Source organism: Rahnella sp. WP5 (assembly GCF_000745615.1).
Classification (GTDB): Bacteria; Pseudomonadota; Gammaproteobacteria; order Enterobacterales; family Enterobacteriaceae; genus Rahnella; species Rahnella aceris.
Genome location: NZ_JQJR01000014.1, coordinates 1 through 26,797, shown reverse-complemented (window position 1 = coordinate 26,797; position 26,797 = coordinate 1). Strand labels below are relative to the sequence as shown.

The window sequence follows — 26,797 nt, the reverse complement described above, 5'->3', positions numbered from 1 at the left end:
GCTGAATTATGTGGTCAGAATACGCCCTTGAAGTGGTAGATGCCGTGGCAAGAACGGGTAGTTTTAGTGCGGCAGCGCAAGATTTGCACCGCGTGCCTTCTGCTATCAGCTATACCGTCCGTCAGCTTGAGCAGTGGCTGGCCGTGCCGTTGTTTGAACGTCGCCATCGTGACGTGGTACTGACGCCTGCGGGAAAGGTTTTTGTCGATGAAGCGCGGATTCTGACAAAAAAAATGATAGCCACGCGCCGGCAGTGTCAGCAGGTGGCGAACGGCTGGCGCGGCGAATTACGTGTGGCGGTTGACCGGATTGTAAAACCCGCACGGACACGGCGTCTGGTGCTCGATTTCTACCGCCATTTTGCGGACACCGAACTCATTATTCACTCAGAAGTGTTTAATGGTGTCTGGGATGCGCTGGTTGACGGGCGGGCAGACGTGGCGATCGGTGCTACACGCGCGATACCGGTTGGCGGGGGCTTCAGTTTTCGTGACATGGGATTTATGGACTGGCATTGCGTCGTCAGCCCGCAACATCCGCTTGCGCAGTTATCCGGCGCGCTGAATGATGATGAGTTGCGGCCTTATCCTGCACTCTGTCTGGAAGACACCTCCCGGACATTGCCTAAGCGGGATACATGGACGCTGGATAACCAGCGGCGGCTGGTCGTGCCAGACTGGACCTGCGCGCTGGAATGCCTGACCGAGGGCTTATGCGTGGGTATGATGCCGGTTCATCGCGTCACGCCGTGGATAGAACAGAAAAAGTTGCAGGTGCTGACGCTGGAAAATACGTTTCCCGACAGCCCGTGTTGCCTGACATGGGATCAAAGCAATCCGTCACCCTCGCTGGCCTGGTTGCTGGAATATATGGGCGATACAGAAACCATGAATCAGGAATGGCTGCGCGATTAGAAAAAAAACGCCTGCATCTGCAGGCGTTCGATATCTGTTAACGGCGGTAATCGCGGTACGGACCATCGGCTACGGAACGGCGTTCGACCAGTTTCGGATGCACCTCAATGGTCTGAGACTCTTCACGCTTACTGACAATTCTGTCCAGCAACATGGTAAAGGCCATTTCACCCAGACGTTCTTTCGGCTGATGCACGGTTGTCAGCGCGGGGGAGAAGTAGCGGGCGTTACGCACATTGTCGTAACCGATCACGGAAATATCCTGAGGAACGCGCAGGCCCAGTTCGTCTGCGGCACAGATTGCGCCCATTGCCATCACATCGCCACCACAGAATACGGCAGTCGGGCGGTGCTTCTGCATCAGAATTTTATGCATCGCCTGATAGCCCGATTCTGGCTCGAAATCGCCCTGAACTACCCATTCGTCACGCAGCGGAATATTGGCTTCAGTCAGTGCTTTCACAAAACCCTGGAAGCGGCCACCGCCGGTATTACGTGCCAGTTGGCCCGGGATCACCCCAATATCACGATGACCGCGTTCAATCAGATAACGCCCGGCCATGTAACCCCCTTCGAAAGCATTATCAATAATGCTGTCGGTGAAGTTCTTACGCGCTTCGCCCCAGTCCATGACCACCATTGGGATCGAACGGTGCTCCTCGAGCATATTGAGCAACTCATCAGGATATTCCGCGCACATCACCAGCAAGCCATCGACGCGTTTTTGCGCCAGCATTTGCAGGTAGGCTTGTTGTTTTTCCAGATTATTATGCGAGTTACACAAAATCAGCGTATAGCCTTTGGAGAAGCAGCTGTTTTCTACGGCTTCAATCACTTCGGCAAAATAGGGCGCTTCGCTGGAGGTGGCAAGCAGACCGATCGTTTTGGTGTTATTGACCTTCAGACTGCGGGCTACAGCACTCGGCGAGTAATGTAACTCTTTGATTGCAAGGAGAACCGCTTCTTTGGTTTCTTCGGCGACGAAACGTGTTTTATTGATGACGTGCGACACGGTTGTAGTGGAAACGCCAGCGCGCTTTGCGACATCTTTAATCGTTGCCATGTAAACAATGACTCCTGAACTCACGTGTTTCAGCACGTTAGCATTATGTTAATCGTTTGCTTGCGTGGATCTCACTGCTGGCTTCTAAAAGGGCAGTGAAATCGTTGGGTGGATTCTTCAGAATGAGGCGTGAAATACTCTCGGGTGAAATCAACCGGCACACAGGCGTGTTAACCGACAATTTTCTCTTATAATGCAGGAAAGTGGAAGTAAAATTCTCAGGGATACATTGTCATTCAGCACAAGATTTTAAATGTTAATTATGCGAAAATGCGTTGGCACACAATTAGTGTGGCTTAAAAAATGCCACAATTTGATCCGAAAGGGGGTTTGATGGACAGCAACCTGAAATTATCGTTGATCACCACGGTATGCGCTTTGCTTATGATTATCGCTTTCAGCTTCACTGCGGTGATGAACTGATTCAGTAAGTGAACCGCGATAAAAAAGGGCGATTCCTGTTACAGGAATCGCCCTTTTCAATTTTACGCAGTGGCCGTTACCGCCGATACTCTTCCCTGCAGAAACTCTTCGTTAAATGCTATTCAATGGCTGATTAGCGAAACTTCAGACTTAACGAATTGTTTATTATCGGATCGTTTTCGGCGTCATTACCCGGCGTGCACCCACATAATGATCTTGCCAGTAATCGTCGCCGAGAGAGGTGATTTTAATGTCTTCGCCCGTTCTTGGAGACTGAATAAACTTGCCGTTCCCCACGTAAACACCAACATGGTCTGCTGCGCCGCGGTTATTGATTCTGAAGAACACCAGATCACCGCTTTCAAGTTCGCCGCGTTTAACCGGAGCCGCATCGCGCAGGTGATACATTTCATTCGCTGTGCGTGGCATCTTAATACGGATCAAATCTTTGTAGGCGTAATAGACTAAGCCGCTGCAATCAAAACCGGTATTCGGCGAGGTTCCGCCCCAGCGATACGGTTTTCCTACCTGATGCATCAGTTTGGTCATCGCCGTTTGCTGGGCATGCTGATAGCGTTTTTTATGCGTTGCACTTAGCGTAATCGGTTTGCTGTCTTCTTCAGGCTTTTTACCTTTACGGTGCCGGCCATACGCTTCTTTTTTACTGACCCTTTCTGTGCTGTTTTTCGCGAGTGAACGGGTTTTGACGTGTTTCTCTGTTTTGCTTTCGGCCCGCGTGGTCTTCAGTGTCTTTTCTTTTTTACTTTCGGCCCGGGTCGTTTTGACACTTTTCTCCGTCGTGGTCTTTCGTTTAGCCAGTTCGGTGCTTTTAACTTTCTTCTTCGAATTCTTGTCCTGAATTTTTTGTTCTGTCACTGGCGCGATTTTAGTTTTTTTACTGGTTTTCGCGGCCACCGTTTTTCGCTTTCGCCGTTCTTCAGGTGCAGCCTGATTAACATGGCTTTTACGCTGATCGGCAGAAACACGTGTCTGCGGCGATGCATGTGCCATATTCAGAAATAGCTGGGTAAAGAGCAGCACAAAAAGCGTGAACAGTAAGCGCATAGCTTCGTTACCATGAGTGGTAGGTTAAACATCAGGGATGTCAGAGTATTGCCTAAAAGAACCTGACAAAAAAGCACGAATTGACTCGATTCTAGATCATATTGTGAGAAAAAGTTAATGGCTTTTTTTATGTCGAAATAACCGCCATTTTTAGTCAAAAAAATAACCACTTTTCATGGTGTTAATATTTGAGTTAAAGAATGGAATTTTGCAAATCTGGCGTTATCGGTGAACGTCAAAAATGTTATTCTCAATGAATGTTTAAAGATGTGAGCCTGAGCGCACACATTAAAGATTGTTAAATAAAATGCCAGTATTGAGAAAGACCCCACAAAAAATGGCGTTTTTATCTGATGGCTGCCATCGTTACAATAGAAGGTATTGTGATTGCGCACCGTCTCTTTATGCTGCGCGTGAAGAGTAATGATCGTGACAGCCTGTACCGGCTTGAGGAAGCAAGAAATGACCACTCCAACAATTGAAAAAATTCAGAAGCAAGTTTCTGAAAACCCGATTCTGCTGTACATGAAAGGTTCGCCAAAACTGCCAAGCTGCGGTTTCTCCGCTCAGGCTGTTCAGGCGCTTTCAGCCTGTGGCGAGCGTTTCGCTTACGTGGATATCCTGCAGAACCCGGACATCCGTGCTGAGATGCCAAAATTTGCTAACTGGCCAACGTTCCCGCAACTGTGGGTTGACGGTGAACTGGTTGGCGGCTGCGACATCGTGGTTGAGATGTTCCAGCGCGGCGAACTGCAGCAGTTGATCAAAGAAACCGCTGAGAAATACAAATCTTCTGAAGAGAGTAATACGACAGAAGACTAACGGTTTTTCGGCCGGAAAGTAAAAAGAGCGACATGATGTCGCTCTTTTTTTGTCTTCAGTTCGGTGCAAAAGTTGTTATTGCTGATTTTCTTCCGATGCTGTTTCGTCTTCGACTTCTTCGTCTGAAAGCGCCAGAGGCCAGCCGCCTAAGCGTTTCCAGCGGTTGACCAGCTCGCAGAACAACTCGGCTGTGCGCTCGGTGTCATACAACGCAGAATGTGCCTGGCTGCTGTCAAAGACGATGCCCGCGCTGATACAGGCTTTTGCCAGCACCGTTTGCCCAAGCACCAGCCCGCTTAATGCGGCGGTATCAAACGTGGCAAAAGGGTGGAACGGATTACGTTTCAGTCCGGCACGTTCAGCCGCTGCCATCAGGAAGCTGTGATCAAAATTGGCGTTGTGCGCCACGATGATCGCGCGGTTACAGTTTTGCTCTTTCATCCCTTTACGGATGACTTTGAAAATCTCATGCAGGGCTTCATATTCACTGACTGCACCGCGTAACGGATTGGTCGGATCGATACCGTTAAACGCCAGGGCTTCCGGCACCAGTATCGCGCCTTCAAAGGGCTCGACGTGGAAATGCACGGTCTCATCGCTTTGCAGCCAGCCGTCCTCATCCATCTTCAGGGTGATGGCTGCAATTTCCAGCAGCGCATCGGTTTTGGCATTAAATCCGGCGGTTTCTACGTCGATAACCACGGGATAAAAACCACGAAAACGGCCTCTCAGGGCGTTAATGTCACTATTCTCGGCCATTAGTTTCTTATCTTCATCGAATTCAGCACGCATTATGGCAAATTTTGCCGCCACTTGCAGGGTTGTGGCAAAAATGGGTCAATAAAAAAGGGCGCGATTGCGCCCCTGTCAGTGTTCGGGGAAGATTAATTCCCCAGCCCCTGACCTGCGTGTTTGGATTCGATCAGCTCGATTTTATAGCCGTCCGGATCTTCTACAAACGCGATAATGGTAGATCCGCCTTTGACCGGGCCGGCTTCACGGGTCACTTTCCCCCCTGCATTACGGATGTCATCACAGGTTTGCGCGACGTTATCAACGCCCAATGCGATATGACCGTAAGCCGTGCCGATGTCGTAGCTGTCGACGCCCCAGTTATAGGTCAGCTCGATCACTGCACCTTCACTTTCTTCGGTATAACCGACGAAAGCCAGAGAGTATTTATATTCAGTGTTTTCGCTGGTACGCAGCAAACGCATACCTAAAACATCGGTATAGAAGCTGATAGCACGTTGCAGATCGCCAACGCGAAGCATGGTGTGGAGTAAACGCATAGGTTCCTCTTTATTTGCAGGATGAGAGTTAACGGGTCAAGCCTAACTGATAGCCGCCGTTTTGTCTGTATTACGGCGACGGCTTGTTGAATGACTGACCAAAAAAAACAGCAGAAGGAGGGCCTCTTCTGCTGCAAGGAGTGAATCACTCTTTTTTAATTATTACAGTGTCGGATAATCGGTATAGCCTTGCGCACCGCCGCCGTAGAAAGTTTCCGGTTTGGGTTCGTTGAGAGGCGCATGAGATTTCAGGCGCTCAACCAGATCAGGGTTAGCGATATAGCTGCGGCCAAATGCCACGGCATCGATATAACCTTTTTCGATCAGTTCTTCGCCTTTTTCTGCGGTGTAAGCACCCGCCCCCACAATCACACCCTGATAATGCGCACGGATCACTGCCCGGAATTCCGTGGAGTAAGGTTTGCCGCCAGCCCAGTCCGGTTCGGAGATATGCAGGTAAGCGAGTTTGCGCTTGTTCAGTTCATCGAGCAGGTAGATAGCCGCCTGTTCCTGATCTTCGCCGTTATCCAGCCCGTTGAAGGGACCCATTGGCGAAATGCGGATGCCCACACGTTCAGCGCCAATAGCCCCGATGGCAGCATCAACCACTTCCAGCGTCAGACGGGTACGGTTTTCAATGCTGCCGCCGTATTCATCTTCACGCAGGTTGGACGCCGGAGACATAAACTGATGCAGCAGATAGCCGTGCGCGGCATGCAGTTCGATGTAATCGAAACCAGCTTCGGCGGAGCAGGCGGCAGCATGACGGAAATCATTCACGATCCCCGGAATTTCGCTGAGCGCTAAGGCACGCGGTGTCGGGCAATCGACACGAATGGCGTGACCTTGCTCATCACGCAAGCTGGTCCGCGTGTTCGGGTTGACGGCCGAAGGCGCGACCGGTGTCTGGTTGTCAGGCTGAACGCTGTTATGCGAGATACGTCCGGTGTGCCACAGCTGAACCGCAATGCGTCCGTCTTTCTGATGTACGCCGTCCACGATTTTTTTCCATGCAGCGACTTGTTCCGGCGTATGCAGGCCAGGTGCGCCGGCATACCCTTTCGCCTGGAATGAAACCTGAGTGGCTTCAGTAATGATCAGGCCAGAACTGTGACGCTGTGCGTAATATTCGCCCATGAGCGGTGTAGGGATGTCACCCGGTTCGATGCTGCGCAGACGGGTAAGCGGTGCCATAAAGACACGGTTAGACAACGTGTTTTTACCGACAACAATGGGGGTGAAAAGCTTGGTCATTTCAATAACTCCGACGTTAATGGACTGATCGGTAAGACGTTCATGGATAACTTTCACGTCACCCGACCCTTTCTTAATGCCACCTTTCTATCGCATCTGACCTGTTTGTGACTACGCGCACGGTGCTTTTTCACCAAACGCATCCTGATTTCAGGTTTGCATCCATACTTTAAGGGCAAAAAAGATTGAAAAAGAGCCGGCGGGTGCCGGCTGAGGTGAGGGCAAACCTCTGTTTTCTTGGTGAGGGCTTGCGAAACAGTAGGGCCATTTTCCGACAGGTGAAAACGGCTAAACGGACGGTAGCAGGTCTGTGTTGCAGATATTTGAAGAATGAAACATAAGACGTAAATTACCTTGCGGGATAGCAGGAAAGCGTCTTGAATAAATGTTCACCGTTATTTGCGGAGGGTGTGTGGCTCAGCAGCTCGAATTTTTTGACATCCCCAGTCCATGCCGTGGCATTTGTCAGGCTGATGAACGCGGTTATTGCCGTGGCTGCCTGCGCAGCCGCGAGGAGCGTTTCGGCTGGATAAAAATGACTGACACAGAAAAACGCCATGTGCTGCGGTTATGTCAGCAACGCCTGCAGCGTCAGCAACGTGCAGGAAAACAGCCGGACGAACCCTTGCCGCAGCAACCGGAGTTGTTCTGATTTCACCTGTCATTTATCGCCATCGTGACGGCGGTCCGCTTCCTGACAATTCTTGCGCGTCGCATCAATACAGCACCACGGGCGTTGTGTATTCTGTGGGTCGAAAATCGAAAATATAAGGGATTCACAATGGAAGCATACACCCCGATTTCTCCGCAAGGGCCGGTATTTTCAACGCTGATTTGTGGTTACTGGCGGCTGATGGAATGGAACATGACGCCGCAACAGGTTCTGGCGTTCATGGAACAGCACATTGAAATGGGCATTACGACAGTCGATCATGCAGATATTTATGGCGGCTATCAGTGCGAAGCGGCATTTGGTGAGGCGTTGCGTCTTAACCCCTCTTTGCGCGAAAAAATGCAACTGGTCAGTAAATGCGGCATCGCCACCACGGCAGATCCCGACAACAAAATCGGTCATTACATTACGGATACGCAGTACATTGTGGACCGTGCGGAGCAATCACTGCGCAATCTGCGTACCGATTATCTGGATTTATTGCTGATCCACCGCCCGGATCCGCTGATGGATGCCGATGAAGTCGCTGAGGCGTTCACGCGGTTGCATAAAAGCGGCAAAGTAAAACATTTCGGTGTGTCCAACTTCACCCCGGCACAGTTCAGCTTGTTGCAATCGCGTCTGCCGTTTTCGCTGGTGACCAATCAGCTAGAAATTTCCCCCATTCATCAGCCCGCCATTCTTGACGGCACGTTGGATCTTTGCCAGCAACTGCGTATCAAACCGATGGCGTGGTCCTGTCTGGGGGGCGGTCGTCTGTTCAGCGATACAGAATTCCAGCCGCTGCGTGATGAACTTCAGACTGTGGCGAATGAAATTGGCGCAGACACTATTGAACAGGTGGTCTACGCCTGGGTCATGCGGCTGCCGTCTGAGCCGTTGCCGATTATCGGCTCGGGCAAAATCGGGCGCGTGCAGTCAGCGCTGAAGTCATTGTCTCTGGAAATGACCCGTCAGCAATGGTTCCGCATTCGTAAAGCCGCATTAGGATTTGATGTACCTTAATGTTTTCACGCGGGTTTTGTGGCGCTGACCGCGGGATCCGCCGGGCCATCTTCTGTTGAGATGGCCTGCTGCAATTGTGACAGCGAGCAGTATAAACGCCAGATCACCCCTGCCAGTTCACGCGCCGCAGGTTCGGGATGGTGAGCCAGTGAATTGCTCATCCGCATTAACTCAATCAACGTGGCGTCCAGATTTTCATGGCTGACGCCGCGCTCCGTCATTACCCCTTTCAGACAATGAATACACACATCCCGCACCGCAGACAGCGGATCCGAGCGGGTTTCCCATTCGCGTAACTGCCAGACAATATGGCTGCAATTAAGCAGCACCACACCCCAGCGTAATAACCAGGTTCGTGAGAGGTGATCTTTACTTTGATTGAGCTGATTCATCCGGTGATAAATCAGGGATTCAAACTGGAAATGGCTCAGCGAGGGGTTACGGCTAAGCTGATCCATAAAATCACGACGCAGGGCGCGGATAATGCGACGGCTTTTGCGCTTATCAGAGCTGGGCCTTAACACCTGAAAGGCAATTCCGGCCAACATCACACCGGCAATTTTCGCTACGCCGTCATTCATAAAAGACTGATAGTCGTAATCCGGCGGATTCGTGACGGCTAAAAAAGATCCCATAAACACAATCATTTGCCCCCATAAACCGGCGTAACGTTTGTATTGTAGTTTCATCATCTGCATCGTTACTAACATCGGCAGGAAGAAAGCGCAGAACACCCAGAAATTGTCGATTTGGACCATCAGCCCAAATTTCAGCAGGAAACAGCCGACAAACAGTAACCCCAATGATTTTATTAACAGCGTGATACTGCTGATCGGCGAGGCCGTGGAAGAATAAAGCACGCAACTGACAGCCGTCAGCGCCACAGCACCGGCACCTGAATCCCACTGCGTCGTCATCCAGAAGGCGCAACCGATCACAATACACAAAAATGTCCGCAGCCCGTTGTAAGCGGCCTCAAGGGTATCGGTGTGCTGGGCAAGATGGCTGATTTTCGGTGGCTGGAGAGTGTCGGCTTTGGCTGCGTTGGCATTTTCCACCCGTTGCAACCAGCGTTCACTGCGAAGATATAGCCAGCAAAAATCGCGTAAACGGTGCCAGAAAGCCTGATGGCGGAAATCAGACGTATCCTGTGGCTGAATATGCAGCAGAATTCTGGACAGCTTGAATTTATCCGTGTCCGGCTTACGCAGTTCACCAAGCAAAACGACCAGTACCTCTTGTAAATTTTCCGGGGGATGGGGCCAGTTCAGCAGCATCCTGCGCAGGCTGGAAATGTAGCTGGTCATGCGTAATTGCTGATGCAGTAAATAATTAACGACATTATTTTGGCGACGCAGGCGGTAATGGCTCCAGAATGCCTGGATACGCAGAAGATTCATGGTCAGGATCTGGCCGATCAATCCTTCGTGCGACGTTCTGATCTGATCTGAAATTTCCGTACGCCACAACAATTGCGCATGTTCCAGCAACCGGGTATGCATTTTGCGCAGCGAGGTGAGCAGGGCATCACCGTCGGACGTACTGGGCAGCACCATCATCATAAAACCACCGCACAAAATACCGGTGATGACTTCGCCGACACGCGCCTGTGCGATATCAAAAATCTGTGTCGCATCGCTGACGTCTACGGTGGAGAACGCAATGATTGCCGCCGTGTAACCTGCCAGGGCAAACGCATAAGAGACGTTGTTCTGATAATGGTTGGAGACGTAGGTACAAATCCCCAGCCATGCGGCAATGGCAAAAGTGAAGAGCCAGGGCTCATTCAGACAATGTCCGGCAATAAACACCGCGCCCACGGCACCCAGCAGGCTGCCAATGATTCGCCCGATACTTTTACTGATAACGCCACCGACGGTGGGGAAACTCACCACCGCTGCCGAGGTCAGGGCCCAGTAAGGCTCGTCCATCTGAAATTCAAAAGCGATATAAAGCGCAAGTATCATCGCGATGGAATTGCGCAGGGCATAGCGCCATTGACCCCACGTGGCTTTTCCCCACGGAGTATTTTTCCATTCGAGCCAGGAAAGATTCACTGCGCGGCCTTAATTACGGATTGCGATTGTGCAGGTGGTTCCGGCAACCAGCACCACGTGTTCCGGCACATTCTCAAGCTGAATACGCACCGGCACGCGCTGGGCCAGACGTACCCACGGCACATTGGGTTTCACATTCATCAGCAAATCTTCCGGGGCATCGAGGCTCTGGTCATAAATAGCCCGGCCAATACTTTCGACCCGACCCTGCAACGGAATATTGCCGTTAAATAGTGTGATATCCGCCATGTTGCCTTCGCGAATATTTTTGAGTTTGGTTTCTTCGAAATATCCCAGAATGTAGAAAGAATGAATATCCACCAGCCCGACCAGCGGTGTCCCGGACGTGGCATAGTTTCCACGGCGGGTTTGCAGATTGGTGATATAACCATCAGTCGGCGCAACAATTGTGGTTTTACTCAGATTCCATTTGGCCTGTTCTAATGATGCCTGTGCCGCCTGATAGGCCGCCTGCATGGCTTTGGCGCTGATATTGGATTCATCAAGGGATTCGGCGGAAATAACATTGGTACCCAGCCCTCTGCGGCGCCGGGCTTCGTGACTGGCTTTGGCTAAATCAGCCGCGGCTTTCGCTACCGCAGCTTCGGCATTATCAACAGCGATTTTAAAAGGCACCGGATCCAGACTGAAAAGCGGGTCGCCGCTTTTAACAAACTGGTTATCATGGATATTTATTTCAATAATGCGCCCCGAAACTTCCGGCGTGATATTGACAATCTCGGCGCGCACTTTGCCGTCCCGGGTCCAGGGCGATTGCATATAATAATTCCACATCCACCAGCCTGCACAAATTGCGACCGCGAAAACCAGCACGGTAGAAAAATATTTGAGTGTCTTAAATTTCATTTCAGAGGTTCACCATAAGCATCAGTGCGGCACAAATAGAGATCACAAAAAGAGATAAATCCATCAGGGTGGGATGCCAGACTTCACCGGAATAAATCCAATCACGCAGCACGCGGTGTATCAAAAGCCAGAATACGAATCCCAGTAAAAATGCTTTGAACATCGGGGGGAAATAAAGTGAGGCACCCAGGACCAGATCCGGTAGCGGGAAGCCTGAGTGAAACATTTGCGCATTCACAATATTAATCTCTGCCAGTGATTGTGTTATAAACAAGCTTAACTTTGGAAGCAGAGACTCTGCTTCCGGATGCAATCGTACCTACTATTATATATAGAATTGTAATTTCTCGATTAATGTTCCTAAAACTAAGCTAAACTCTGGGGAGTTATCTTAGCATGCTAATTATAAGGAGGGGATAATTGGAATCGAATCTGGGGTCAGATCTAGCACGATTAGTTCGTGCCTGGCGTGCGTTGATTGACGATCGGTTAAAACCGTTGGAACTCACGCAAACACATTGGGTAACACTTCATAATATCAATATGTTACCTCCGGAGCAGTCTCAGATTCAGCTGGCGAAAGCCATCGGGATTGAGCAACCGTCTCTGGTTCGTACGCTTGATCAACTGGAAGAAAAGAAGCTGATCACCCGTCAGACTTGTGCGAGCGATCGCCGTGCTAAGCGCATCAAGCTGACTGAAGAAGCCGCGCCGATCATTAATGAAATGGAATCAGTTATTGATTGCACGCGTAAAGAAATTTTGTCCGGCATGTCTTCTTCTGAAATCGAACAACTGGGCGGGATGTTGTCCCGGCTGGAAAAAAATATTGCTTCCCTGCAAAGCAAATCATAAAAATCGACTTTTATTACGTCACACAGCGTTGCTTTTGATCCGACAGAAAAGAATTACCCATAAAAAAAAACCGAAGCCACTGGCTTCGGTTTTTTGCGTTGAGACCGGGAAAATCAGGCGCCAGGGGACACAGTAATTGTGCTGCCGCTGCTGGCCATGCTCACACGCTGGCCGACGCTGAATTTGGTTGCTCCGACTTTCTGAACCACCTGAATGGTTGTACCGTCATCACGACGAATTTGCAGTTCTACGCCGTTTGAACGGTTAAGTGAACTTTGCACACCCTGACCTGCAACGCCACCTGCGACTGCACCTGCAGCGGTTGCCAGACTACGTCCGGTACCCCCACCGACGGTATTCCCCAGGAAACCACCCAATACCGCACCACCAAGTGCGCCGACGATGTTTGCATCATCTCCGCCCTGGATTTGTACTGCACGGGTAGACACGATGGTGCCGTAGGTCACTTGCTGAATTTGCTTCGCCTGGGATGCGGAGTAAACATCGCCAGACAGAGAGTTATCGCTGACGCAGCCAGCAAGGGAAACACCGGCAAGGGCGACGACGAGTAAACGCTTAATCATAAATAGCTCCTTTATTATGCTGCTGCATACGTTTGAGAGTAGCGGCACCAACAGAGAAAAAACAGTGCACAAGTTCAACATCAGTGTCGAAGGTGTCATATAACATACTTGTTTCACTTCCACCTAGTATACAGAAGGCGTGCTCAACTAATAATAAACGCAGGTTTACGTTTTAGACAGCAAAGTGCGCAATCAAAAATACGGGTATCCGATGTTGTTATTGGTGGTTTTTACAACACGGCTATTTTCAGGAATAAAAAACGTAACAAGAAAAACACGAAGTCATCACACCATGTAATAAAAAATCAGTAACTCATGGCGTTGCCCTTCAAATACCGATTACTCTGTGGTGATTACTTTTTCTGACGAGTTTCCTGGAGAGTTAAGGATGTTATCTATGAAGTCAGGTCGCTATATCGGTGTGATGTCCGGCACCAGTCTCGACGGTGTTGATGTCGTACTGGCCGCCATTGATGAGCACATGGTCGCGCAGCAAGCCAGCTATTCACATCCTATTCCTCTGGCTTTGAAAAATGCGATCCTCGGGATGTGTCAGGGCCAGCAGGTGACGCTTGAACAGGTCGGGACGCTTGATACTCAGCTGGGTATTTTGTTCGGTGAGGCCGTATTAGGTTTGTTGAAAAATGCCAATATCTCCCCTGACGAAGTGACCGCCATTGGCTGCCACGGGCAAACTGTCTGGCATCAGCCGAAAGGTGACACGACATTTTCTATGCAACTGGGTGATAACAACCGCATTGCGGCCATGACCGGCATTACCACCGTGGGCGATTTTCGTCGCCGGGACATGGCATGGGGCGGGCAGGGCGCGCCGCTGGTGCCTGCTTTCCATCAGGCATTGCTGGCTGATCCGGCCGAGCGCCGTATGATCCTCAATATTGGCGGCATCGCGAATCTTTCAATGCTGCTGCCGGGCCAGCCGGTGCGTGGTTACGATACCGGTCCGGGAAATATGCTGATGGATGCGTGGGTCTGGCGTCATCTGGCACAGCCATATGATAAAGGGGCTGAATGGGCAAATCAGGGGCGGGTGAACTTACGTTTGCTCCAGCAGATGCTGTCTGATCCTTACTTTGCCGAACCTGCACCGAAAAGTACCGGGCGTGAATATTTCAATATGGCGTGGCTGGAAAAGCAACTGGCGCGTGCTCCTGAAATCTCCCCGCCGGATGTGCAGGCGACGCTGGCTGAACTGACCGCGGTAAGCATCGCCGAGCAAGTGCAACTGGCTGGCGGATGCGACCGGCTGATGGTGTGTGGCGGCGGGGCGCGCAATCCGTTACTGATGGCGCGACTCTCAGCCATGTTGCCGGGCACGGAAGTTTGCACCACGGATGCCTGCGGTATCAGCGGTGATGACATGGAAGCACTGGCGTTTGCCTGGCTGGCATTCCGCACGTTATCCGGTCAGCCGGGCAATTTGCCGTCGGTTACCGGTGCAAGTCGTGAAACTCTGCTCGGCGCAATTTACCCGGTTGTTTCAACCCGTTCCTGATGCGTTCTCGGTTTTATCTCAATGTGCTGCGCCTGCGGGCGTGGTACATAAAAGGGATAATTGAAGACCATCAGGGAGCACCGAATGAAAAAGGCGATTATCGCTACGTTAGCAGGGTTCACACTGGCAGGATGCAGCCAGTTCAGCCACCAGACCGAAAGTCCGACAGAAGAATTACACTACCAGTGCGGTACCTTACCGCTGACGGTTACGCTGGATAAACCGGCGCAGCAGGTCAGTATGGTTCTCGATGGTGAACAGCTGAAACTGAAACAGATTGAGTCCGCTTCTGGCACCCAATACAGCGATGGCCATTACACGTTCTGGTCTAAAGGTAATCAGGCCTTTGTGCAGCGTGGTGAGAACGTCATTATCGACGACTGCGTCCAAAAATAACCCCCTTCATACTTCGAGTTGCAGATGCGCTGGCTGCGTTTACTCCGCGCCGCGTCAGGAACATTGAGATCCTGACGCGGCGGGTGCACAATGCGCTTACCTTCCTTAGATACGCAACTTAATCCATATGTCTGATAACAAAGAGTTTGATATTGCGGACTCGCGCCGCGAATACACCCGTGGCGGGCTGCGTCGTGCTGATTTAACCCCTGAGCCGCTGCCTTTGTTTGAACACTGGCTGAAACAGGCCTGTGACGCCCGTCTGGCTGACCCGACGGCGATGGTGGTGGCGACGGTTGATGAGCGCGGACAGCCTTTCCAGCGCATTGTGCTGCTTAAGCACTACGACGAAAAGGGGCTGGTGTTTTACACCAATCTGGGGAGTCGCAAGGCGCAGCAACTGGCAAACAACTCACGTATCAGCCTGTTGTTTCCGTGGCATATGCTGGACCGGCAGGTGATTGTGCTCGGCCAGGCAGAACGTCTCTCTACGCTGGAAGTCATGAAATACTTCACCAGCCGCCCGAAAGATAGCCAGATCGGCGCATGGGTTTCGCAGCAGTCCAGCCGAATTTCGGCACGCGGCGTGCTCGAAAGCAAATTCCTCGAACTGAAACAGAAATTCAGCAATGGCGAAGTGCCGCTGCCAAGTTTCTGGGGCGGTTTCCGCGTCAAAGTGGATTCGATGGAGTTCTGGCAGGGCGGTGAACATCGTCTGCACGATCGGTTCATTTACCAGCGTGACGAAGCAGAGCCTCAAACTGGCTGGAAAATAGACCGCCTCGCACCCTGACCACGAAAAAATACGCGATTTCCTAGCGCTCGGACGACGGGCGCTTTATTCTATGTCGTTCCCCGTAAAGGTGAGAGAAAAGGCACATGCACGGCATGATGTCAGACATGAATCTGCACACATTCAGTACATATTTCTGAGTACAAACAAACGGAGTCTTTGATGGCGAGCAGCAACCTGATTAAACAATTGCAAGAGCGGGGCCTCATTGCCCAGGTGACGGATGAAGAAGCGTTAGCAGAGCGACTGGCGCAAGGGCCAATTGCACTCTATTGCGGTTTCGATCCTACCGCAGACAGCTTGCATTTGGGACATCTGGTGCCTTTGCTTTGCCTGAAACGCTTTCAGTTGAACGGGCACAAGCCAGTGGCTCTGGTGGGTGGCGCAACCGGTCTGATCGGCGACCCGAGCTTTAAAGCCACGGAGCGCAAGCTGAACACCAATGAAACCGTGAATGAATGGGTTGAGAAAATCCGCCAGCAGGTTTCGCCGTTCCTGGATTTCAGCTGTGGCGAAAACAGCGCTATCACCGCCAATAACTATGACTGGTTCGGCAGCATGAACGTGCTGACTTTCCTGCGTGATATCGGTAAGCACTTCTCTGTTAACCAGATGATCAATAAAGAAGCGGTGAAACAGCGTCTGAACCGTGATGACAGTGGTATCTCCTTCACTGAATTCTCTTACAACCTGTTGCAGGGTTACGATTTTGCCTCCCTCTACGATCTGCACAAAGTTGAGCTGCAAATCGGCGGTTCGGACCAATGGGGTAACATTACGTCAGGTATCGATCTGACCCGTCGTCTGCATCAGAAACAGGTGTTTGGCCTGACCGTTCCGTTGATCACCAAATCTGACGGCACTAAATTTGGTAAAACTGAAGGTGGCGCAGTCTGGCTGGATCCGAAGAAAACCAGCCCGTACAAATTCTACCAGTTCTGGATCAACACGGCGGATGCTGACGTTTACCGCTTTCTGAAATTCTTCACCTTCATGAGCATTGAAGACATCAATGCGCTGGAAGAAGAAGATAAAACCAGCGGTAAAGCGCCACGCGCACAGTACGTTCTGGCTGAGGAAGTCACCGGTATGGTTCATGGTGCAGAAGGTCTGGCGGCCGCAAAACGCATTACGCAGAGCCTGTTCTCCGGTTCCCTGAGCGAGATGACAGAGGTCGATTTCGGCCAGCTTGCGCAGGATGGCCTGGAACTGTTTGAAGTGCCTCGTGATACGGATCTGCAACAGGCGCTGGTTATCGCCGGTATGGCACCGTCGAAAGGCCAGGCGCGTACCATGATTTCCTCTAACGCGGTTTCTGTAAATGGCGAAAAACAGACCGATACAGAATACAGCTTCGCTGACAGTGATCGTCTGTTTGGCCGTTATACCTTGCTGCGTCGCGGTAAAAAGAACTATACGCTGTTGCTCTGGGCATAAGTTTTAGGCCGGTAGGACGGGGGGCTGCAAGGTCTCCCGTTTTTGTTCCCTGATATCAGTAATCCCGCCATCTCCCCGATGACGTTGCAATCGGAAATTCTTCATGAAAAGCATTCTTTCTATCCAGTCACACACAGTTTTTGGACACGCGGGTAACAGCGCGGCGGAATTCCCTATGCGTCGTATGGGCGCAAACGTTTGGCCGCTAAATACTGTTCAGTTTTCCAATCACACTCAGTACGGACACTGGACCGGCTGCGTGATGCCTGCAGCACATCTGACTGAAATTGCGCAGGGAATTGCGGAAATTGATCGTCTGAAGGATTGCGACGCGGTGCTGAGTGGCTATATCGGTTCGCCGGAGCAAGGGCAAAGTATTCTGGAGATTGTTCGTCGGGTGAAAGCTGCGAATCCCGATGCCTGGTATTTTTGCGATCCGGTCATGGGACATCCTGAAAAAGGCTGTATCGTGGCGCCGGGCGTTGCTGAGTTCCATTGCAACCAGGCGCTGGTTAACTGTGACATTATCGCGCCGAATCTGCTGGAGCTTGAACTGCTGAGCGGTCACGCCGTGGCAAGCGTTGAAGAAGCCGTCGCCACTGCGCGGGAGCTGATCAGCAAAGGCCCGAAAATTGTGCTGGTGAAGCACCTGAGCCGCGCTGGCTATCACAGTGATCGCTTTGAAATGCTGCTGGTTACTGCGAGTGAAGCGTGGCACATCGACCGTCCGCTGGTTGATTTCGGTGTCCGTCAGCCGGTTGGCGTGGGTGACCTGACCAGCGGTTTATTGCTGGTGAATTTGCTCAAGGGTGAAGCACTGGATAAAGCGCTTGAGCACGTGACCGCTGCAGTTTATGAAGTCATGCTGGCGACGCATGCGATGGGTGAATACGAGCTGCAAATCGTGGCAGCGCAGGACAAAATGGTCAAACCTGAGCATCATTTCCCGGCGGTAAAACTGTAATCACTGCCTGAATACCTTTTTTCCTGAATAGAAAAACGCCCCGCGCTGTAGCAGCCGGGGCGTTTTTGTTGGCGATCACACCACGAAAGCGGTTATTTCAGACCTTCAGCCGACAGAGCCGCATCAACAGCCGGGCGTGCGGCAACGCGGTCAAGGTAGGCGTTCAGTTCCGTCAGTGCGCTCAGATCAAATTTCAGTGCCTTCGCCCAACCCATCACGGTAAACAGGTAAGCATCTGCCACGCTGAAACGCGTACCCAGCAGGAAATGATTGTCTTTGAGGGAAGCATTCACGTAAGCAAATTTTTTGCTCAGTGCTTCGCGGGTTAATGTCTTGAACTCTTCGGGGGCTTTGGGATTAAACAATGGCGAGAAACCTTTATGCAGCTCAGTTGCAATGTAGTTCAGCCATTCCAGCGCGTGATAACGGGCCAGCGTGCCTTGTTCCGGCATCAGCTGACGGTCTGGTTTCTGGTCTGCCAGATACTGCACGATAGCCACGCCTTCGGTCAGAATACTGCCATCATTGAGTAACAGCGTGGGGATCTGCCCCTTGGGGTTCACTGCGAGGAAGTCATCACCGGTTTCTGTTTTCTTGGTCGCCAGATCAACCTTCTCAATGCTGAAGTCCAGACCCGCTTCACGCAGGATGATATGAGGGGAAAGGGAACAGGCTCCGGGTTTATAATACAGTTTCATAAACACTCCATTGGATGAGCAACCCGCCGGACCCCGCGAGACATTACCGTTTCACAGGGTGGCGATAGGGCTATATAAAAACTGCTTCTATCCTAGAACTGGCGGGAGCAAAAGTCAGTGTTTTAATTGTGACAGTGCGTCCGGTTACTCATATTCTGATCAAACATACGCTCTCAGCGCGAGTGCTGGTTCAGGAGGCCACGCACGGCCAGTTCAACGTTTTCCGGCGCGGGCAGCATAGGAGAACGCAGCTCGTTATCCATCAACCCGTCCAGCGATAACGCAAACTTAATGGCCGCCGGATTCGGGGCAGAAAACATCAGACGAATCATTGGCAGTAAGCCAAAGAAGGTTTTACGTGCGGCAACGATATCCTGCTCTTTGAACTGTTTAATCAGTTGAACAAACTCTTCCGTGAAAATATGCGACGAGGCAGCAATCGCCCCTTTACCGCCCAGGCTCAGGGTTGAAAATATCTGCACGTCTTCGCCACACAGTACGTCGAGGTCGCCGTCAGCAATCAGTGAAAGCGTCAGGTCTATGCTGCCTCCGCAATCTTTTACGGCGGTAATGCGCGGATGTTTTGCCAGCTGACGGAATGTGTCCAGCTCCATCTGTACGCCAGTACGATAAGGAATATTGTAAAGCACCACCGGCACTGTGGCGTGATCTGCAATTTCCGTAAACCACGCGACCAGCGCGGCCTGAGAAGGGCGGATGTAGTAAGGCGCGGGGATCAGCAAACCGGCAACTGGACGGTGTAAAATCGCATCCTGCATTTCACGGATAACCGGCATATGCGTGCCTGACAGCCCCATGATCACCTGATGACCCGGTACCACTTCCAGCACAGCATCCAGAACCTGCAGTTGTTCTTCTTTGGTGAGCATCGGGGCTTCACCGGTCGTACCACAGACGACGACGCCGTCAATGCCCCGTTTGAGCAGCCGGGTGCACAATGATTTCAGTGCAGTAAAGTCGATCTCACCCTGATGAAAAGGCGTGACCAGCGGGACCCAGATACCTGAAAACGATGACATGATGTAGTTCCTTAAACGGCGTGATTTATCAGCCTCGGATCATGTCAGTAAAACAGGGACGAGCGCCAATTGAATGAATTAATAAGGTGTTTTGAGTTATCTATGGTGCTTATAAATAGATGGTTTACGTACTGGATAACATGTTCATTTCATTGCTCAGTAACGTGCTTAACACTTCTACCGGCACGGGGCGCGAGAACAGATAGCCCTGGAGGTGCGAGCAACCTGCTGATACTAAGAAAGTTTTTTGCAACTGATTTTCAACGCCTTCTGCAATGACGTTGAGATGCATTTTATTGCCAAGCTGAGACACGGCAGAAACAATCGCGGCGGTATCATTCACTTCTGTGACGTACTGCACAAACGAACGGTCAATTTTCACGCTGTCTACTGAGATATCTTTTAGCAAACTGAGGCTGGAATAACCGGTACCAAAATCGTCGAGCGAAATTTTAACCCCGACCTGACGTAATTTAGCGAGATGGCTGAGGCTGATCCCGTTGGCGTTCATCACTGAGGTTTCGGTCAGTTCAAGTTCGAGCCGTGAAGGCGGGAAATCTTCCTCTGCCAGAACCGCCAGAATACGCGGTCCGAAATCCGGTTCACCGAGTTGAACAGCAGAAACGTTGATCGCCAGATTGAGCCGTTCAAAATTCCTGATATCCCGACACGCCTGCCGCAGAACAATTTCACCGAGCTGAATAACCAGTCCGGTCTCTTCGGCCAGGGCGATAAACTGTACCGGCGAGACTTGTCCGAGCACGCCGTGGTTCCAGCGTGCCAGCGCTTCAACGCAAACGACTTTCTCATCGTGGCTGCGTAAAATAGGCTGATAAACGCAGGTCAGGTCACCTTCTTTGGCCAGTGATTCCGCCAGCGCTTTCACCATAATGCGTTTACTGACGCTGCTGGCATCGAGCAATTCAGAATAAAACGAGAACATATTTTTGCCGCGCTGCTTGGCTTCCAGCAGCGCCGTATTCCCGCGGCGCATGATCTCGCCGGCGGTAATATTCTCTGCACCAAACATCACGATGCCGAATGAAATCGTAATCATCGGATTAGCCCGCGTCAGCGTAAACGGCTGGCGCATCATCACCAGTATTTCCAGCGCCAGATTATTGGCCATTTCACTGGTCGGATTATTGCGCAGGATAATCGAGAATTCATCGCCGCCGATGCGCGAAACTGTTCCGCTGTTGCCGACTTCATTACGCAGACGCTGGCCGAATTCGCAGAGAATGGCATCGCCCGCCTGATAGCCGTATGTGTCGTTGATGTAATTGAAATCGTTGAGATTCAACAAGAAGAGGGCGCAGGGGTCAGGGCGATACATGCGCCGGGCGGCAATCTGGCTAAGTTCTTCACTCAGTGCCGTCCGGTTCGGCAAGCCGGTTAATACGTCATGACGGGCAAGGTAGCGGATCTGCGCTTCTGAACTGCGCAAAAGCGAAATATCCATAATAGAGGTCAGAATGAAATGCCGTGTCTCCAGCGTGACGCGGGATTTACGTACCAGCACATTGCGTCGCTTACCTGACGGGTCAACCAGCGTTTCTTCGTTGACCGTTTTCTCTCCGGTTTCCAGAACTTCAATATCGCGCTCACGCTGCCGGGCAGATTGTTCAGGATCTGTGAAAAAAGAAACATCCTGACCAATCAATTCTTCCCGTGGACGTCCATAAAATTCGCTGGCTTTCTGATTAAGGAATACCAGTTTACGCTCATTATCTTTAAGGACTGTCGCTTCGGGAAGAGCATCAAGAACTGCCTGGCATATCGCAATATCTGTAAGCATGAGTTAAATACCCCGAGCAGAAAATGAGTGTGATGTGGCACAGTTTGTTAGCCAGTAAACTCATCAGATTGTTTTTGCAATTATTACTCACAATCGGATGAGAATATTACCGTTGTTTTTAAATTTTAAAATTCAATCGGTTATCACGCCCTAAGTAAGGTATTCGATATATTATTCGGGTGAATAACGATCAACTCAGTTCAATGCGGTTTTTACCGGCGAATTTTGCCCGATACAAAGCATGATCTGCCTGGATTAATAAGGGCGAGACCGAATCCTGATTGGGCATCACGGAATGCCATACCGATATCGTTCGTCATCGGAATATTATTCTGCAAATTCAGAGCTAACCGAAGCAGGAGATAACCTGCCGTCAGATACGGTCCTGGGGAAATTAGCTTAACAGGACTGTGATAACAAATCGGTGAAAGAGTGTGGCGGGTATGCGAACTGTTATTGTGACTGATGATCCGTGCAGGACAGAAACACTTTTATCATATTTAGGAATTTCTTTATAAACGCTAAGACGACGGAAGAAGAACAGCCTGACATGAAGTATCAGGGATGCTTTTTAGTCCCAAATTTTTCATCCCATTCGCGGCGGTAACGGCGGGATTGTTTACGGCCTTTCAGCCAGAGGTAGGTGCACACCGCACAGACACCCGCTGAGAAAACGATATTGCGCATATCCTGATCATAAAAAATGACCAGCACACAGTCGAGAGCAGCCACAATCGCAAACCACTTATGCATGTGCGACTGCCTGCGGGTTTCGGCATTCATTCTTTTAAGCTGACGTCCCTCTTCCAGAACCTTTCTTTTTACCATCGCACGCTCCCGGGATGAGTGGAGTCAATCATTTGACGTAGATTTTTTTGAAGGAGAGTAAACCGAAAAAAGCGGGTTATTATTCGCGATATTAACTGATCCTGAAATTATTATCGCGAACAACCTGCCAGCGTTATTCGTTGAATAGCGCGATTTACTGACTGATTTTACAGTCTTTTAAACGTTATAGGCTGACTAAAAAATAGTTTTTTATGATGAAAAAGTATTACCAATTACTGCTGAGGATTGATTTATCAGGCCGTGGTGGATTATCTTTTTAGGAATTATCTTAATTCTCGGTGAGTAAATGAGCGATTCATCATCACGAAAGATCGTTGATAGTGCGAACATTTATCAGGATTTCGACACCCGTTTTTACGAATGGGAAGACGGAATGTCCAGCGCAGGTTTCAAACTTGAACTGCCGGATCGCAACAGGGAAGAATTTGACTGGAGCGTCACCGGCTACAACTTCGGCCGCGTGATTGGCGGTGTGCTGACTGTCAGTGAGCACGATATCAATCGCCAGTACGGCAACCTGTTTTCGATGCCCGATCATATCGTCATTTTCATTGTGATCATCGGGGGGATGGACTGCCAGTGTTTCGGCGAGCGGTTCATGCTGAGCCAGGGGGATATCCTGATCCAGGATATGTCGCAGCCGATTAAAATCCATGTGTATCCGGGCGAGCAGAAACCGCGTCTCGGTTCTTATCAGTACATTATTATGCCCAAGCACAGCCTGCATTTTAATGTCGATATTGCCTCGTTACACGGAAAGCGTATTCCGGCAGCCTCACCGGTGAACATCATTCTGCGCAATCATTTTGCGACGATGGTGCAGGTGTTTGATCAGATGACCGAACAGGAAGTACTGAGCACTGGCGAGGGTGCGGCGTCGGTATTCCTGCAAACACTGCATCTGGTGGCGGGGAAGAAGGTGGAACATCCGTTTGAGCAAAGTGCACGTCTTGAGCGCATTTGCCTGTATATCGAAAAGCATCTCGGCAGACCGATCAGTATTGATATTCTGTGCAAAGATTTTGCTATTTCGCGCTCAGGGTTGTATCGCCTGTTTGAACCGCTTGGCGGCATCGCGCAATTTATTCGCAGCCGGCGCTTACTGCTGGCGAAGCGCCTCCTGCGGACCTCTTCGATGTCGGATCAAAGTCTGGCCGCCATTGCGAGACAGTGTGGCCTGGATCCCAGCGCTTTACGTCGCTATTTCCATGAATTCTATGGCACAACCCCTTCTGAGATGCGGGAGAAATTCCGCCGTGATGCTGAGCAATCGGGGCAGGCGGATGCCACTCATGTGAATTGGGTGACTTCGCTTTAATGCATTGATTGCCCCATTTTTGTACGAAAAGTGTTAACCATTCACGCATTTCCTGATCTGTCATTATTCTGATTTTGCCTCTGCGAGGCGGAATCAGAGCCGTTTTCCCGGCCAAACACAGTAGACTTGGTGAAATAGTCATCAGTAATCATTGAGAGCGCATTATGTTAGTCCCTCAACCGGCAGTTGATGAACAGGCTCGTCTTGCCATACTGGCTTCTCTGGGGATCCTGGATTCCCCCGGAATTGAGGAGATCGACCGTATTACCCGGATGGTCGCCCGGCAGTTTCAGGCTAAGGCTGTCGTTGTTTCATTGATTGACGCGGATCGCCAGTGGTTCCTTTCTCACACCGGCATTGATATTCATCAGTCTTGCCGTGATACCTCCTTTTGCGGTCATACCATTCTCGAGCCCGGTCCGCTGATTGTCAGGGATGCCCGGCTCGATTTGCGCTTCCACGATAATCCGCTGGTGACCGGCGCGCCTCACATCGTGTTTTATGCCGGCTGTGCCTTGCATTCAAAAGAGGGTGTGGCGCTGGGCGCGTTATGCCTGATTGATGATCGCCCGAGGGACTGGTGTGAGGAGGAACAGCAGACTTTGCTGGATATGACGGCGCTGGTACAAAGTTATATTTTTCACCTTGAAAACCGGCAGTACACGGCGCGGGTAGAAGATAATCTGGCGAAAACTGAGGCTTTATTTGAACAGACATTTGCGCACGCTGCCGTCGGCTTCTCCTTAGTCGGACTCGACTGGCGCTGGCTGCGCATCAATCCGCAGGTGTGCAATATGCTGGGTTATGCCGAATATCAGCTGCGCGCCTGTTTGCTGCATGACGTGACCCATTCCGATGATCTTTATGCCGAAAATGTGCTGATTCCCCGTTTGCTCTCCGGTGAAATAAACAGTTTCTGCATAGAGAAACTTTTACAGCGGGCGAACGGCAGCACGCTGTGGGTGACTCTGACGGCCTCACTCGTGCGTAATGTGGCTGGTGAAGCCCATCACTACATTGTTGTTATCAGCGATATTACTGAGCGTAAACATATCGAACAGGCATTGTATTCACTGCAGGGGGATCTGGAACGCCGTGTGGCCGACCGGACTTATGAGTTGCAGGTGGCGATGGATCAGCTTCATCAGGAAATCGCCCAGCGTCTGACCCGGGAACGGGAACTGACGGAAAGCAAAAACCGCCTCAGAGCCATCACCGATAACATTCCCGCGCTGATTTGCCATGTTGATGCGAATGAACAATACACTTTTGTGAATCATTTTCACGCCAACTGGTATGGCGTCGAAGAAACACAGGTCAGCGGGAAGCAGGTCAGGGATGTGGTAGGAGATGACAGCTATCAGAAAATTAAGCCCTATATTCGCCAGGCTTTGCAGGGAATGACAGTAAGTTACGAAATCGAATTGTCGGATCACTCCCATCATGCCAAGGGCGGTGTTTTGCATACCACGCTTATCCCCTGCGACGATATTCGCAATGGTTATTACGGCCTTTCAACCGATATCAGTGAAATTAAAGCGTTACAGGCTCAGCTGGAATTTGAGGCAAATCATGACGCACTGACCGGATTACCAAACCGGCGCGCGTTCCAGCAGTCACTGATTCATGCCGCCGGAAAACAAGAAAAAGCAGATAGAGATATCGCATTGCTCTTTTTGGATATTGATAATTTTAAAGCGTACAACGACACCTACGGGCACGAATTCGGCGATTTAATCCTGAAGTTTTTTGGTTATACCTTACGTGAAAATCTGCGTTCACAAGATATTGTGGCGCGTCTGGCGGGAGATGAGTTTACCGTTTTGTTGAGCGGGCTGATGAATACTGAGAGTGACGTCAGCCGTATTTGCATCAGCCTGATGAGTGCTCTGCATTCCATCGAGTGTATCGCAGGTGTCCCGGTGGCGCTGTCTGCCAGCATCGGCGTGGCGATTGGTCGCGCGCGCCAGTCATTGCTGCCGGATGCGCTGCTGGCGCGGGCTGATGCCGCGATGTACCGCGCGAAACAAAGTGGAAAAGGCCGGTATTATTTAGGATAAAAAATTTAGGATAAAAAACCGATACAGGCCGGACACCGAGTAAATGAAACATTCCTGAGGCGATAAACGCTGTTCGCTGACGGCAGGCGTTTCTTACGTTTTGATGATTATCTTGCTGCTTTTTTCGTTATAACACACGGCATTGTCCGGGATGTTCTTATTGATGAACGACATCGCACCAATGGTGACATTGTGGCCGATAGTAATGTCATTGCCGATAATGCAGCAATTGGCGCCGATATCCACATTATCGCCAATGATTATACGTCTTTTCCCCTCATCCACTTTAATGCCGATGGTGGTGTTTTGCCGGATCCGGACATTCTTCCCAATCATGCAATGAGGATTGATGACGATACCGGTGAGATGAGGAAGCCTGATGCCTTCTCCGATCTGCGTTCCCAGCATGATCTCGATGCCATACTTTCTTATTAACGAGTAGTTAATCTTACGGGCGCGGGCTTTGCAGAAATGGCTGTCCGTCGCATATAAGTAGCTTGCGATACGCCACCAGAAAATGTACCGGTGCTGGGGTTGTTTTATGCACCTGATGATTATCCGTCGCCAGGAGAAATCCTTTTTGTTCTTAAGAATATCGGCGGATAAATAGCGGGTTAATTGCTTATATTGACTGTGATTTTCGTGCATCAGGATGGTTCCGTTTTCGTAAGTCTCGCTTACGTAATCCTAACACAATGAATACTTATCCCAAATTCCAGCCATAAAAATCTATGGTCACCCCCGTTTTTGCAACGTTGATTTTGATTTATGATGGACTTGCTTAAATCTATACGGCGTCTGATGGGCAACCTTACGTTGCCCGCGCCACGATGAAGTCCGCGCCTGCAGAACCTTAAAAAACGGACGGCTTCAAAGAGCCATTTTTTATGTCAGGTTCATCCGCAGGTCGCTGTGCCGTTCATGTCATCAATAATCGGTCGTCGCAAAACCAGAAAGTCACTGCGTAATGCCTAAGAGCTAACAGTTCGTCCCTGTTGGCTCTTTTTATTGGATAAAAGCTGTACGATGGGTTGTCACCGACCAGGCTATTCGG

28 protein-coding genes are annotated in these 26,797 nt (G+C 50.6%); 14 read left to right on the top strand and 14 right to left on the bottom strand.

The genetic code is table 11. The annotated features are described in order from the left end of the window. The first annotated feature begins 8 nt into the window (after positions 1-8). Positions 9-914: a DNA-binding transcriptional activator PunR gene (punR, locus tag EX31_RS13835; protein ID WP_013576087.1), complete on the top strand. Its 906-nt coding sequence runs from the start codon at positions 9-11 to the stop codon at positions 912-914. A 37-nt stretch (positions 915-951) separates the two neighbouring features. On the opposite strand, the gene purR is transcribed toward punR, so the two are convergent. Then, positions 952-1,977, bottom strand: coding sequence for an HTH-type transcriptional repressor PurR (purR, locus tag EX31_RS13830; protein WP_013576086.1), 1,026 nt, complete (start codon positions 1,975-1,977; stop codon positions 952-954). Positions 1,978-2,280: 303 nt separating this feature from the next. Here purR and EX31_RS26555 point away from each other — a divergent pair, with 303 nt between their 5' ends. After that, positions 2,281-2,400 carry a cytochrome bd-I oxidase subunit CydH gene (locus tag EX31_RS26555; RefSeq protein ID WP_099049196.1) on the top strand — a complete coding sequence of 40 codons (120 nt, stop codon included), beginning with the start codon at positions 2,281-2,283 and terminating at the stop codon, positions 2,398-2,400. 165 nt (positions 2,401-2,565) lie between these two features. Here EX31_RS26555 and EX31_RS13825 read toward each other — a convergent pair whose 3' ends face one another. Continuing rightward, positions 2,566-3,465: a C40 family peptidase gene (locus EX31_RS13825; RefSeq protein WP_037035272.1), complete on the bottom strand. Its 900-nt coding sequence runs from the start codon at positions 3,463-3,465 to the stop codon at positions 2,566-2,568. A 353-nt stretch (positions 3,466-3,818) separates the two neighbouring features. Here EX31_RS13825 and EX31_RS26500 point away from each other — a divergent pair, with 353 nt between their 5' ends. Then, the gene (locus EX31_RS26500) at positions 3,819-3,947 is read left to right on the top strand and encodes a hypothetical protein (protein ID WP_255347866.1); all 129 of its coding nucleotides are present in this window, start codon (positions 3,819-3,821) and stop codon (positions 3,945-3,947) included. After that, on the top strand, positions 3,928-4,287 hold the full coding sequence (locus EX31_RS13820; protein ID WP_013576083.1) for a Grx4 family monothiol glutaredoxin: 360 nt from the start codon (positions 3,928-3,930) through the stop codon (positions 4,285-4,287). The genes EX31_RS26500 and EX31_RS13820 overlap by 20 nt, the downstream gene beginning before the upstream one ends. Positions 4,288-4,362: 75 nt before the next feature. Here the strand turns inward: EX31_RS13820 and rnt are convergent, their stop codons facing one another. The 3 genes from rnt to EX31_RS13805 all read right to left on the bottom strand — a co-directional run bounded on the left by rnt (position 4,363) and on the right by EX31_RS13805 (position 6,839). Next, entirely contained in the window at positions 4,363-5,079 is a 717-nt protein-coding gene (gene rnt / locus EX31_RS13815; RefSeq protein ID WP_013576082.1) for a ribonuclease T, read from the bottom strand. A 92-nt stretch (positions 5,080-5,171) separates the two neighbouring features. Then, entirely contained in the window at positions 5,172-5,579 is a 408-nt protein-coding gene (gene gloA / locus EX31_RS13810) for a lactoylglutathione lyase (protein WP_013576081.1), read from the bottom strand. Positions 5,580-5,741: 162 nt separating this feature from the next. Then, positions 5,742-6,839, bottom strand: a complete 1,098-nt coding sequence (locus EX31_RS13805) for an alkene reductase (RefSeq protein ID WP_037035300.1) — start codon at positions 6,837-6,839, stop codon at positions 5,742-5,744. A 406-nt stretch (positions 6,840-7,245) separates the two neighbouring features. Between EX31_RS13805 and EX31_RS13800 the strand changes: the two genes are divergently transcribed. Both EX31_RS13800 and EX31_RS13795 read left to right on the top strand, forming a co-directional pair. Beyond that, a complete protein-coding gene (locus EX31_RS13800; RefSeq protein WP_037035299.1) occupies positions 7,246-7,485 on the top strand; it encodes a DUF1289 domain-containing protein in 240 nt (79 codons plus the stop codon). A gap of 129 nt (positions 7,486-7,614) precedes the next feature. Next, on the top strand, positions 7,615-8,511 hold the full coding sequence (locus EX31_RS13795; RefSeq protein WP_037035271.1) for an aldo/keto reductase: 897 nt from the start codon (positions 7,615-7,617) through the stop codon (positions 8,509-8,511). Positions 8,512-8,516: 5 nt separating this feature from the next. Here the strand turns inward: EX31_RS13795 and EX31_RS13790 are convergent, their stop codons facing one another. Genes EX31_RS13790 through EX31_RS13780 form a run of 3 tightly spaced genes read right to left on the bottom strand, consistent with a single transcriptional unit; the run spans position 8,517 to position 11,661 of the window. Beyond that, a complete protein-coding gene (locus EX31_RS13790) occupies positions 8,517-10,568 on the bottom strand; it encodes an FUSC family protein (RefSeq protein ID WP_037035270.1) in 2,052 nt (683 codons plus the stop codon). A 9-nt stretch (positions 10,569-10,577) separates the two neighbouring features. Further along, positions 10,578-11,435 carry an efflux RND transporter periplasmic adaptor subunit gene (locus EX31_RS13785; protein WP_013576076.1) on the bottom strand — a complete coding sequence of 286 codons (858 nt, stop codon included), beginning with the start codon at positions 11,433-11,435 and terminating at the stop codon, positions 10,578-10,580. 1 nt (position 11,436) lies between these two features. Then, positions 11,437-11,661, bottom strand: a complete 225-nt coding sequence (locus EX31_RS13780; protein ID WP_015690122.1) for a DUF1656 domain-containing protein — start codon at positions 11,659-11,661, stop codon at positions 11,437-11,439. A 194-nt stretch (positions 11,662-11,855) separates the two neighbouring features. Between EX31_RS13780 and slyA the strand changes: the two genes are divergently transcribed. Then, positions 11,856-12,290: a transcriptional regulator SlyA gene (gene slyA / locus EX31_RS13775; RefSeq protein WP_013576074.1), complete on the top strand. Its 435-nt coding sequence runs from the start codon at positions 11,856-11,858 to the stop codon at positions 12,288-12,290. 113 nt (positions 12,291-12,403) lie between these two features. On the opposite strand, the gene EX31_RS13770 is transcribed toward slyA, so the two are convergent. Next, positions 12,404-12,874, bottom strand: a complete 471-nt coding sequence (locus tag EX31_RS13770; RefSeq protein WP_013576073.1) for an outer membrane lipoprotein — start codon at positions 12,872-12,874, stop codon at positions 12,404-12,406. A gap of 397 nt (positions 12,875-13,271) precedes the next feature. On the opposite strand from EX31_RS13770, the gene anmK reads away from it, so the two are divergent. From anmK to pdxY, 5 genes are all read left to right on the top strand, one after another. Continuing rightward, complete coding sequence (gene anmK, locus EX31_RS13765; protein ID WP_015690121.1) at positions 13,272-14,390, top strand: anhydro-N-acetylmuramic acid kinase; 1,119 nt, start codon at positions 13,272-13,274, stop codon at positions 14,388-14,390. Between the two features lie 84 nt (positions 14,391-14,474). Then, positions 14,475-14,786 (top strand): MliC family protein, encoded by a 312-nt coding sequence (locus EX31_RS13760; RefSeq protein WP_015690120.1) that lies wholly within the window; start codon positions 14,475-14,477, stop codon positions 14,784-14,786. A gap of 127 nt (positions 14,787-14,913) precedes the next feature. Continuing rightward, positions 14,914-15,579 carry a pyridoxamine 5'-phosphate oxidase gene (pdxH, locus tag EX31_RS13755; protein ID WP_013576070.1) on the top strand — a complete coding sequence of 222 codons (666 nt, stop codon included), beginning with the start codon at positions 14,914-14,916 and terminating at the stop codon, positions 15,577-15,579. A gap of 162 nt (positions 15,580-15,741) precedes the next feature. Further along, positions 15,742-17,016: a tyrosine--tRNA ligase gene (tyrS, locus tag EX31_RS13750; RefSeq protein ID WP_013576069.1), complete on the top strand. Its 1,275-nt coding sequence runs from the start codon at positions 15,742-15,744 to the stop codon at positions 17,014-17,016. Positions 17,017-17,119: 103 nt separating this feature from the next. Beyond that, complete coding sequence (pdxY, locus tag EX31_RS13745) at positions 17,120-17,980, top strand: pyridoxal kinase PdxY (RefSeq protein ID WP_037035268.1); 861 nt, start codon at positions 17,120-17,122, stop codon at positions 17,978-17,980. A 92-nt stretch (positions 17,981-18,072) separates the two neighbouring features. Here pdxY and gstA read toward each other — a convergent pair whose 3' ends face one another. The 4 genes from gstA to EX31_RS13725 all read right to left on the bottom strand — a co-directional run bounded on the left by gstA (position 18,073) and on the right by EX31_RS13725 (position 22,344). After that, entirely contained in the window at positions 18,073-18,678 is a 606-nt protein-coding gene (gene gstA / locus EX31_RS13740; protein ID WP_037035267.1) for a glutathione transferase GstA, read from the bottom strand. Between the two features lie 173 nt (positions 18,679-18,851). Then, entirely contained in the window at positions 18,852-19,718 is an 867-nt protein-coding gene (gene dapA, locus EX31_RS13735) for a 4-hydroxy-tetrahydrodipicolinate synthase (protein ID WP_015690119.1), read from the bottom strand. A 124-nt stretch (positions 19,719-19,842) separates the two neighbouring features. After that, on the bottom strand, positions 19,843-21,516 hold the full coding sequence (locus tag EX31_RS13730) for a putative bifunctional diguanylate cyclase/phosphodiesterase (RefSeq protein ID WP_013576065.1): 1,674 nt from the start codon (positions 21,514-21,516) through the stop codon (positions 19,843-19,845). A 558-nt stretch (positions 21,517-22,074) separates the two neighbouring features. Further along, a complete protein-coding gene (locus tag EX31_RS13725) occupies positions 22,075-22,344 on the bottom strand; it encodes a hypothetical protein (RefSeq protein ID WP_013576064.1) in 270 nt (89 codons plus the stop codon). A gap of 307 nt (positions 22,345-22,651) precedes the next feature. On the opposite strand from EX31_RS13725, the gene EX31_RS13720 reads away from it, so the two are divergent. Continuing rightward, the gene (locus EX31_RS13720) at positions 22,652-23,683 is read left to right on the top strand and encodes an AraC family transcriptional regulator (RefSeq protein ID WP_037035266.1); all 1,032 of its coding nucleotides are present in this window, start codon (positions 22,652-22,654) and stop codon (positions 23,681-23,683) included. A gap of 164 nt (positions 23,684-23,847) precedes the next feature. After that, complete coding sequence (locus EX31_RS13715; protein WP_013576062.1) at positions 23,848-25,743, top strand: diguanylate cyclase domain-containing protein; 1,896 nt, start codon at positions 23,848-23,850, stop codon at positions 25,741-25,743. Between the two features lie 93 nt (positions 25,744-25,836). Here EX31_RS13715 and EX31_RS13710 read toward each other — a convergent pair whose 3' ends face one another. Then, a complete protein-coding gene (locus EX31_RS13710; RefSeq protein ID WP_037035265.1) occupies positions 25,837-26,391 on the bottom strand; it encodes a serine acetyltransferase in 555 nt (184 codons plus the stop codon). Between the last annotated feature and the right edge of the window lie 406 nt (positions 26,392-26,797).

Coding starts and splice junctions, on each gene's coding strand:
- EX31_RS13760 (WP_015690120.1), top strand. CDS start 14,475: ATGAAAAAGGCGATTATCGCTACGTTAGCAGGGTTCACACTGGCAGGA.
- gloA (WP_013576081.1), bottom strand. CDS start 5,579: ATGCGTTTACTCCACACCATGCTTCGCGTTGGCGATCTGCAACGTGCT.
- anmK (WP_015690121.1), top strand. CDS start 13,272: ATGAAGTCAGGTCGCTATATCGGTGTGATGTCCGGCACCAGTCTCGAC.
- EX31_RS26500 (WP_255347866.1), top strand. CDS start 3,819: ATGGCTGCCATCGTTACAATAGAAGGTATTGTGATTGCGCACCGTCTC.
- pdxH (WP_013576070.1), top strand. CDS start 14,914: ATGTCTGATAACAAAGAGTTTGATATTGCGGACTCGCGCCGCGAATAC.
- EX31_RS26555 (WP_099049196.1), top strand. CDS start 2,281: ATGCCACAATTTGATCCGAAAGGGGGTTTGATGGACAGCAACCTGAAA.
- EX31_RS13780 (WP_015690122.1), bottom strand. CDS start 11,661: ATGTTTCACTCAGGCTTCCCGCTACCGGATCTGGTCCTGGGTGCCTCA.
- tyrS (WP_013576069.1), top strand. CDS start 15,742: ATGGCGAGCAGCAACCTGATTAAACAATTGCAAGAGCGGGGCCTCATT.
- EX31_RS13795 (WP_037035271.1), top strand. CDS start 7,615: ATGGAAGCATACACCCCGATTTCTCCGCAAGGGCCGGTATTTTCAACG.
- EX31_RS13710 (WP_037035265.1), bottom strand. CDS start 26,391: ATGCACGAAAATCACAGTCAATATAAGCAATTAACCCGCTATTTATCC.
- EX31_RS13820 (WP_013576083.1), top strand. CDS start 3,928: ATGACCACTCCAACAATTGAAAAAATTCAGAAGCAAGTTTCTGAAAAC.
- EX31_RS13825 (WP_037035272.1), bottom strand. CDS start 3,465: ATGCGCTTACTGTTCACGCTTTTTGTGCTGCTCTTTACCCAGCTATTT.
- gstA (WP_037035267.1), bottom strand. CDS start 18,678: ATGAAACTGTATTATAAACCCGGAGCCTGTTCCCTTTCCCCTCATATC.
- purR (WP_013576086.1), bottom strand. CDS start 1,977: ATGGCAACGATTAAAGATGTCGCAAAGCGCGCTGGCGTTTCCACTACA.
- punR (WP_013576087.1), top strand. CDS start 9: ATGTGGTCAGAATACGCCCTTGAAGTGGTAGATGCCGTGGCAAGAACG.
- dapA (WP_015690119.1), bottom strand. CDS start 19,718: ATGTCATCGTTTTCAGGTATCTGGGTCCCGCTGGTCACGCCTTTTCAT.
- pdxY (WP_037035268.1), top strand. CDS start 17,120: ATGAAAAGCATTCTTTCTATCCAGTCACACACAGTTTTTGGACACGCG.
- EX31_RS13725 (WP_013576064.1), bottom strand. CDS start 22,344: ATGGTAAAAAGAAAGGTTCTGGAAGAGGGACGTCAGCTTAAAAGAATG.
- EX31_RS13730 (WP_013576065.1), bottom strand. CDS start 21,516: ATGCTTACAGATATTGCGATATGCCAGGCAGTTCTTGATGCTCTTCCC.
- rnt (WP_013576082.1), bottom strand. CDS start 5,079: ATGCGTGCTGAATTCGATGAAGATAAGAAACTAATGGCCGAGAATAGT.
- EX31_RS13720 (WP_037035266.1), top strand. CDS start 22,652: ATGAGCGATTCATCATCACGAAAGATCGTTGATAGTGCGAACATTTAT.
- EX31_RS13785 (WP_013576076.1), bottom strand. CDS start 11,435: ATGAAATTTAAGACACTCAAATATTTTTCTACCGTGCTGGTTTTCGCG.
- EX31_RS13715 (WP_013576062.1), top strand. CDS start 23,848: ATGTTAGTCCCTCAACCGGCAGTTGATGAACAGGCTCGTCTTGCCATA.
- EX31_RS13770 (WP_013576073.1), bottom strand. CDS start 12,874: ATGATTAAGCGTTTACTCGTCGTCGCCCTTGCCGGTGTTTCCCTTGCT.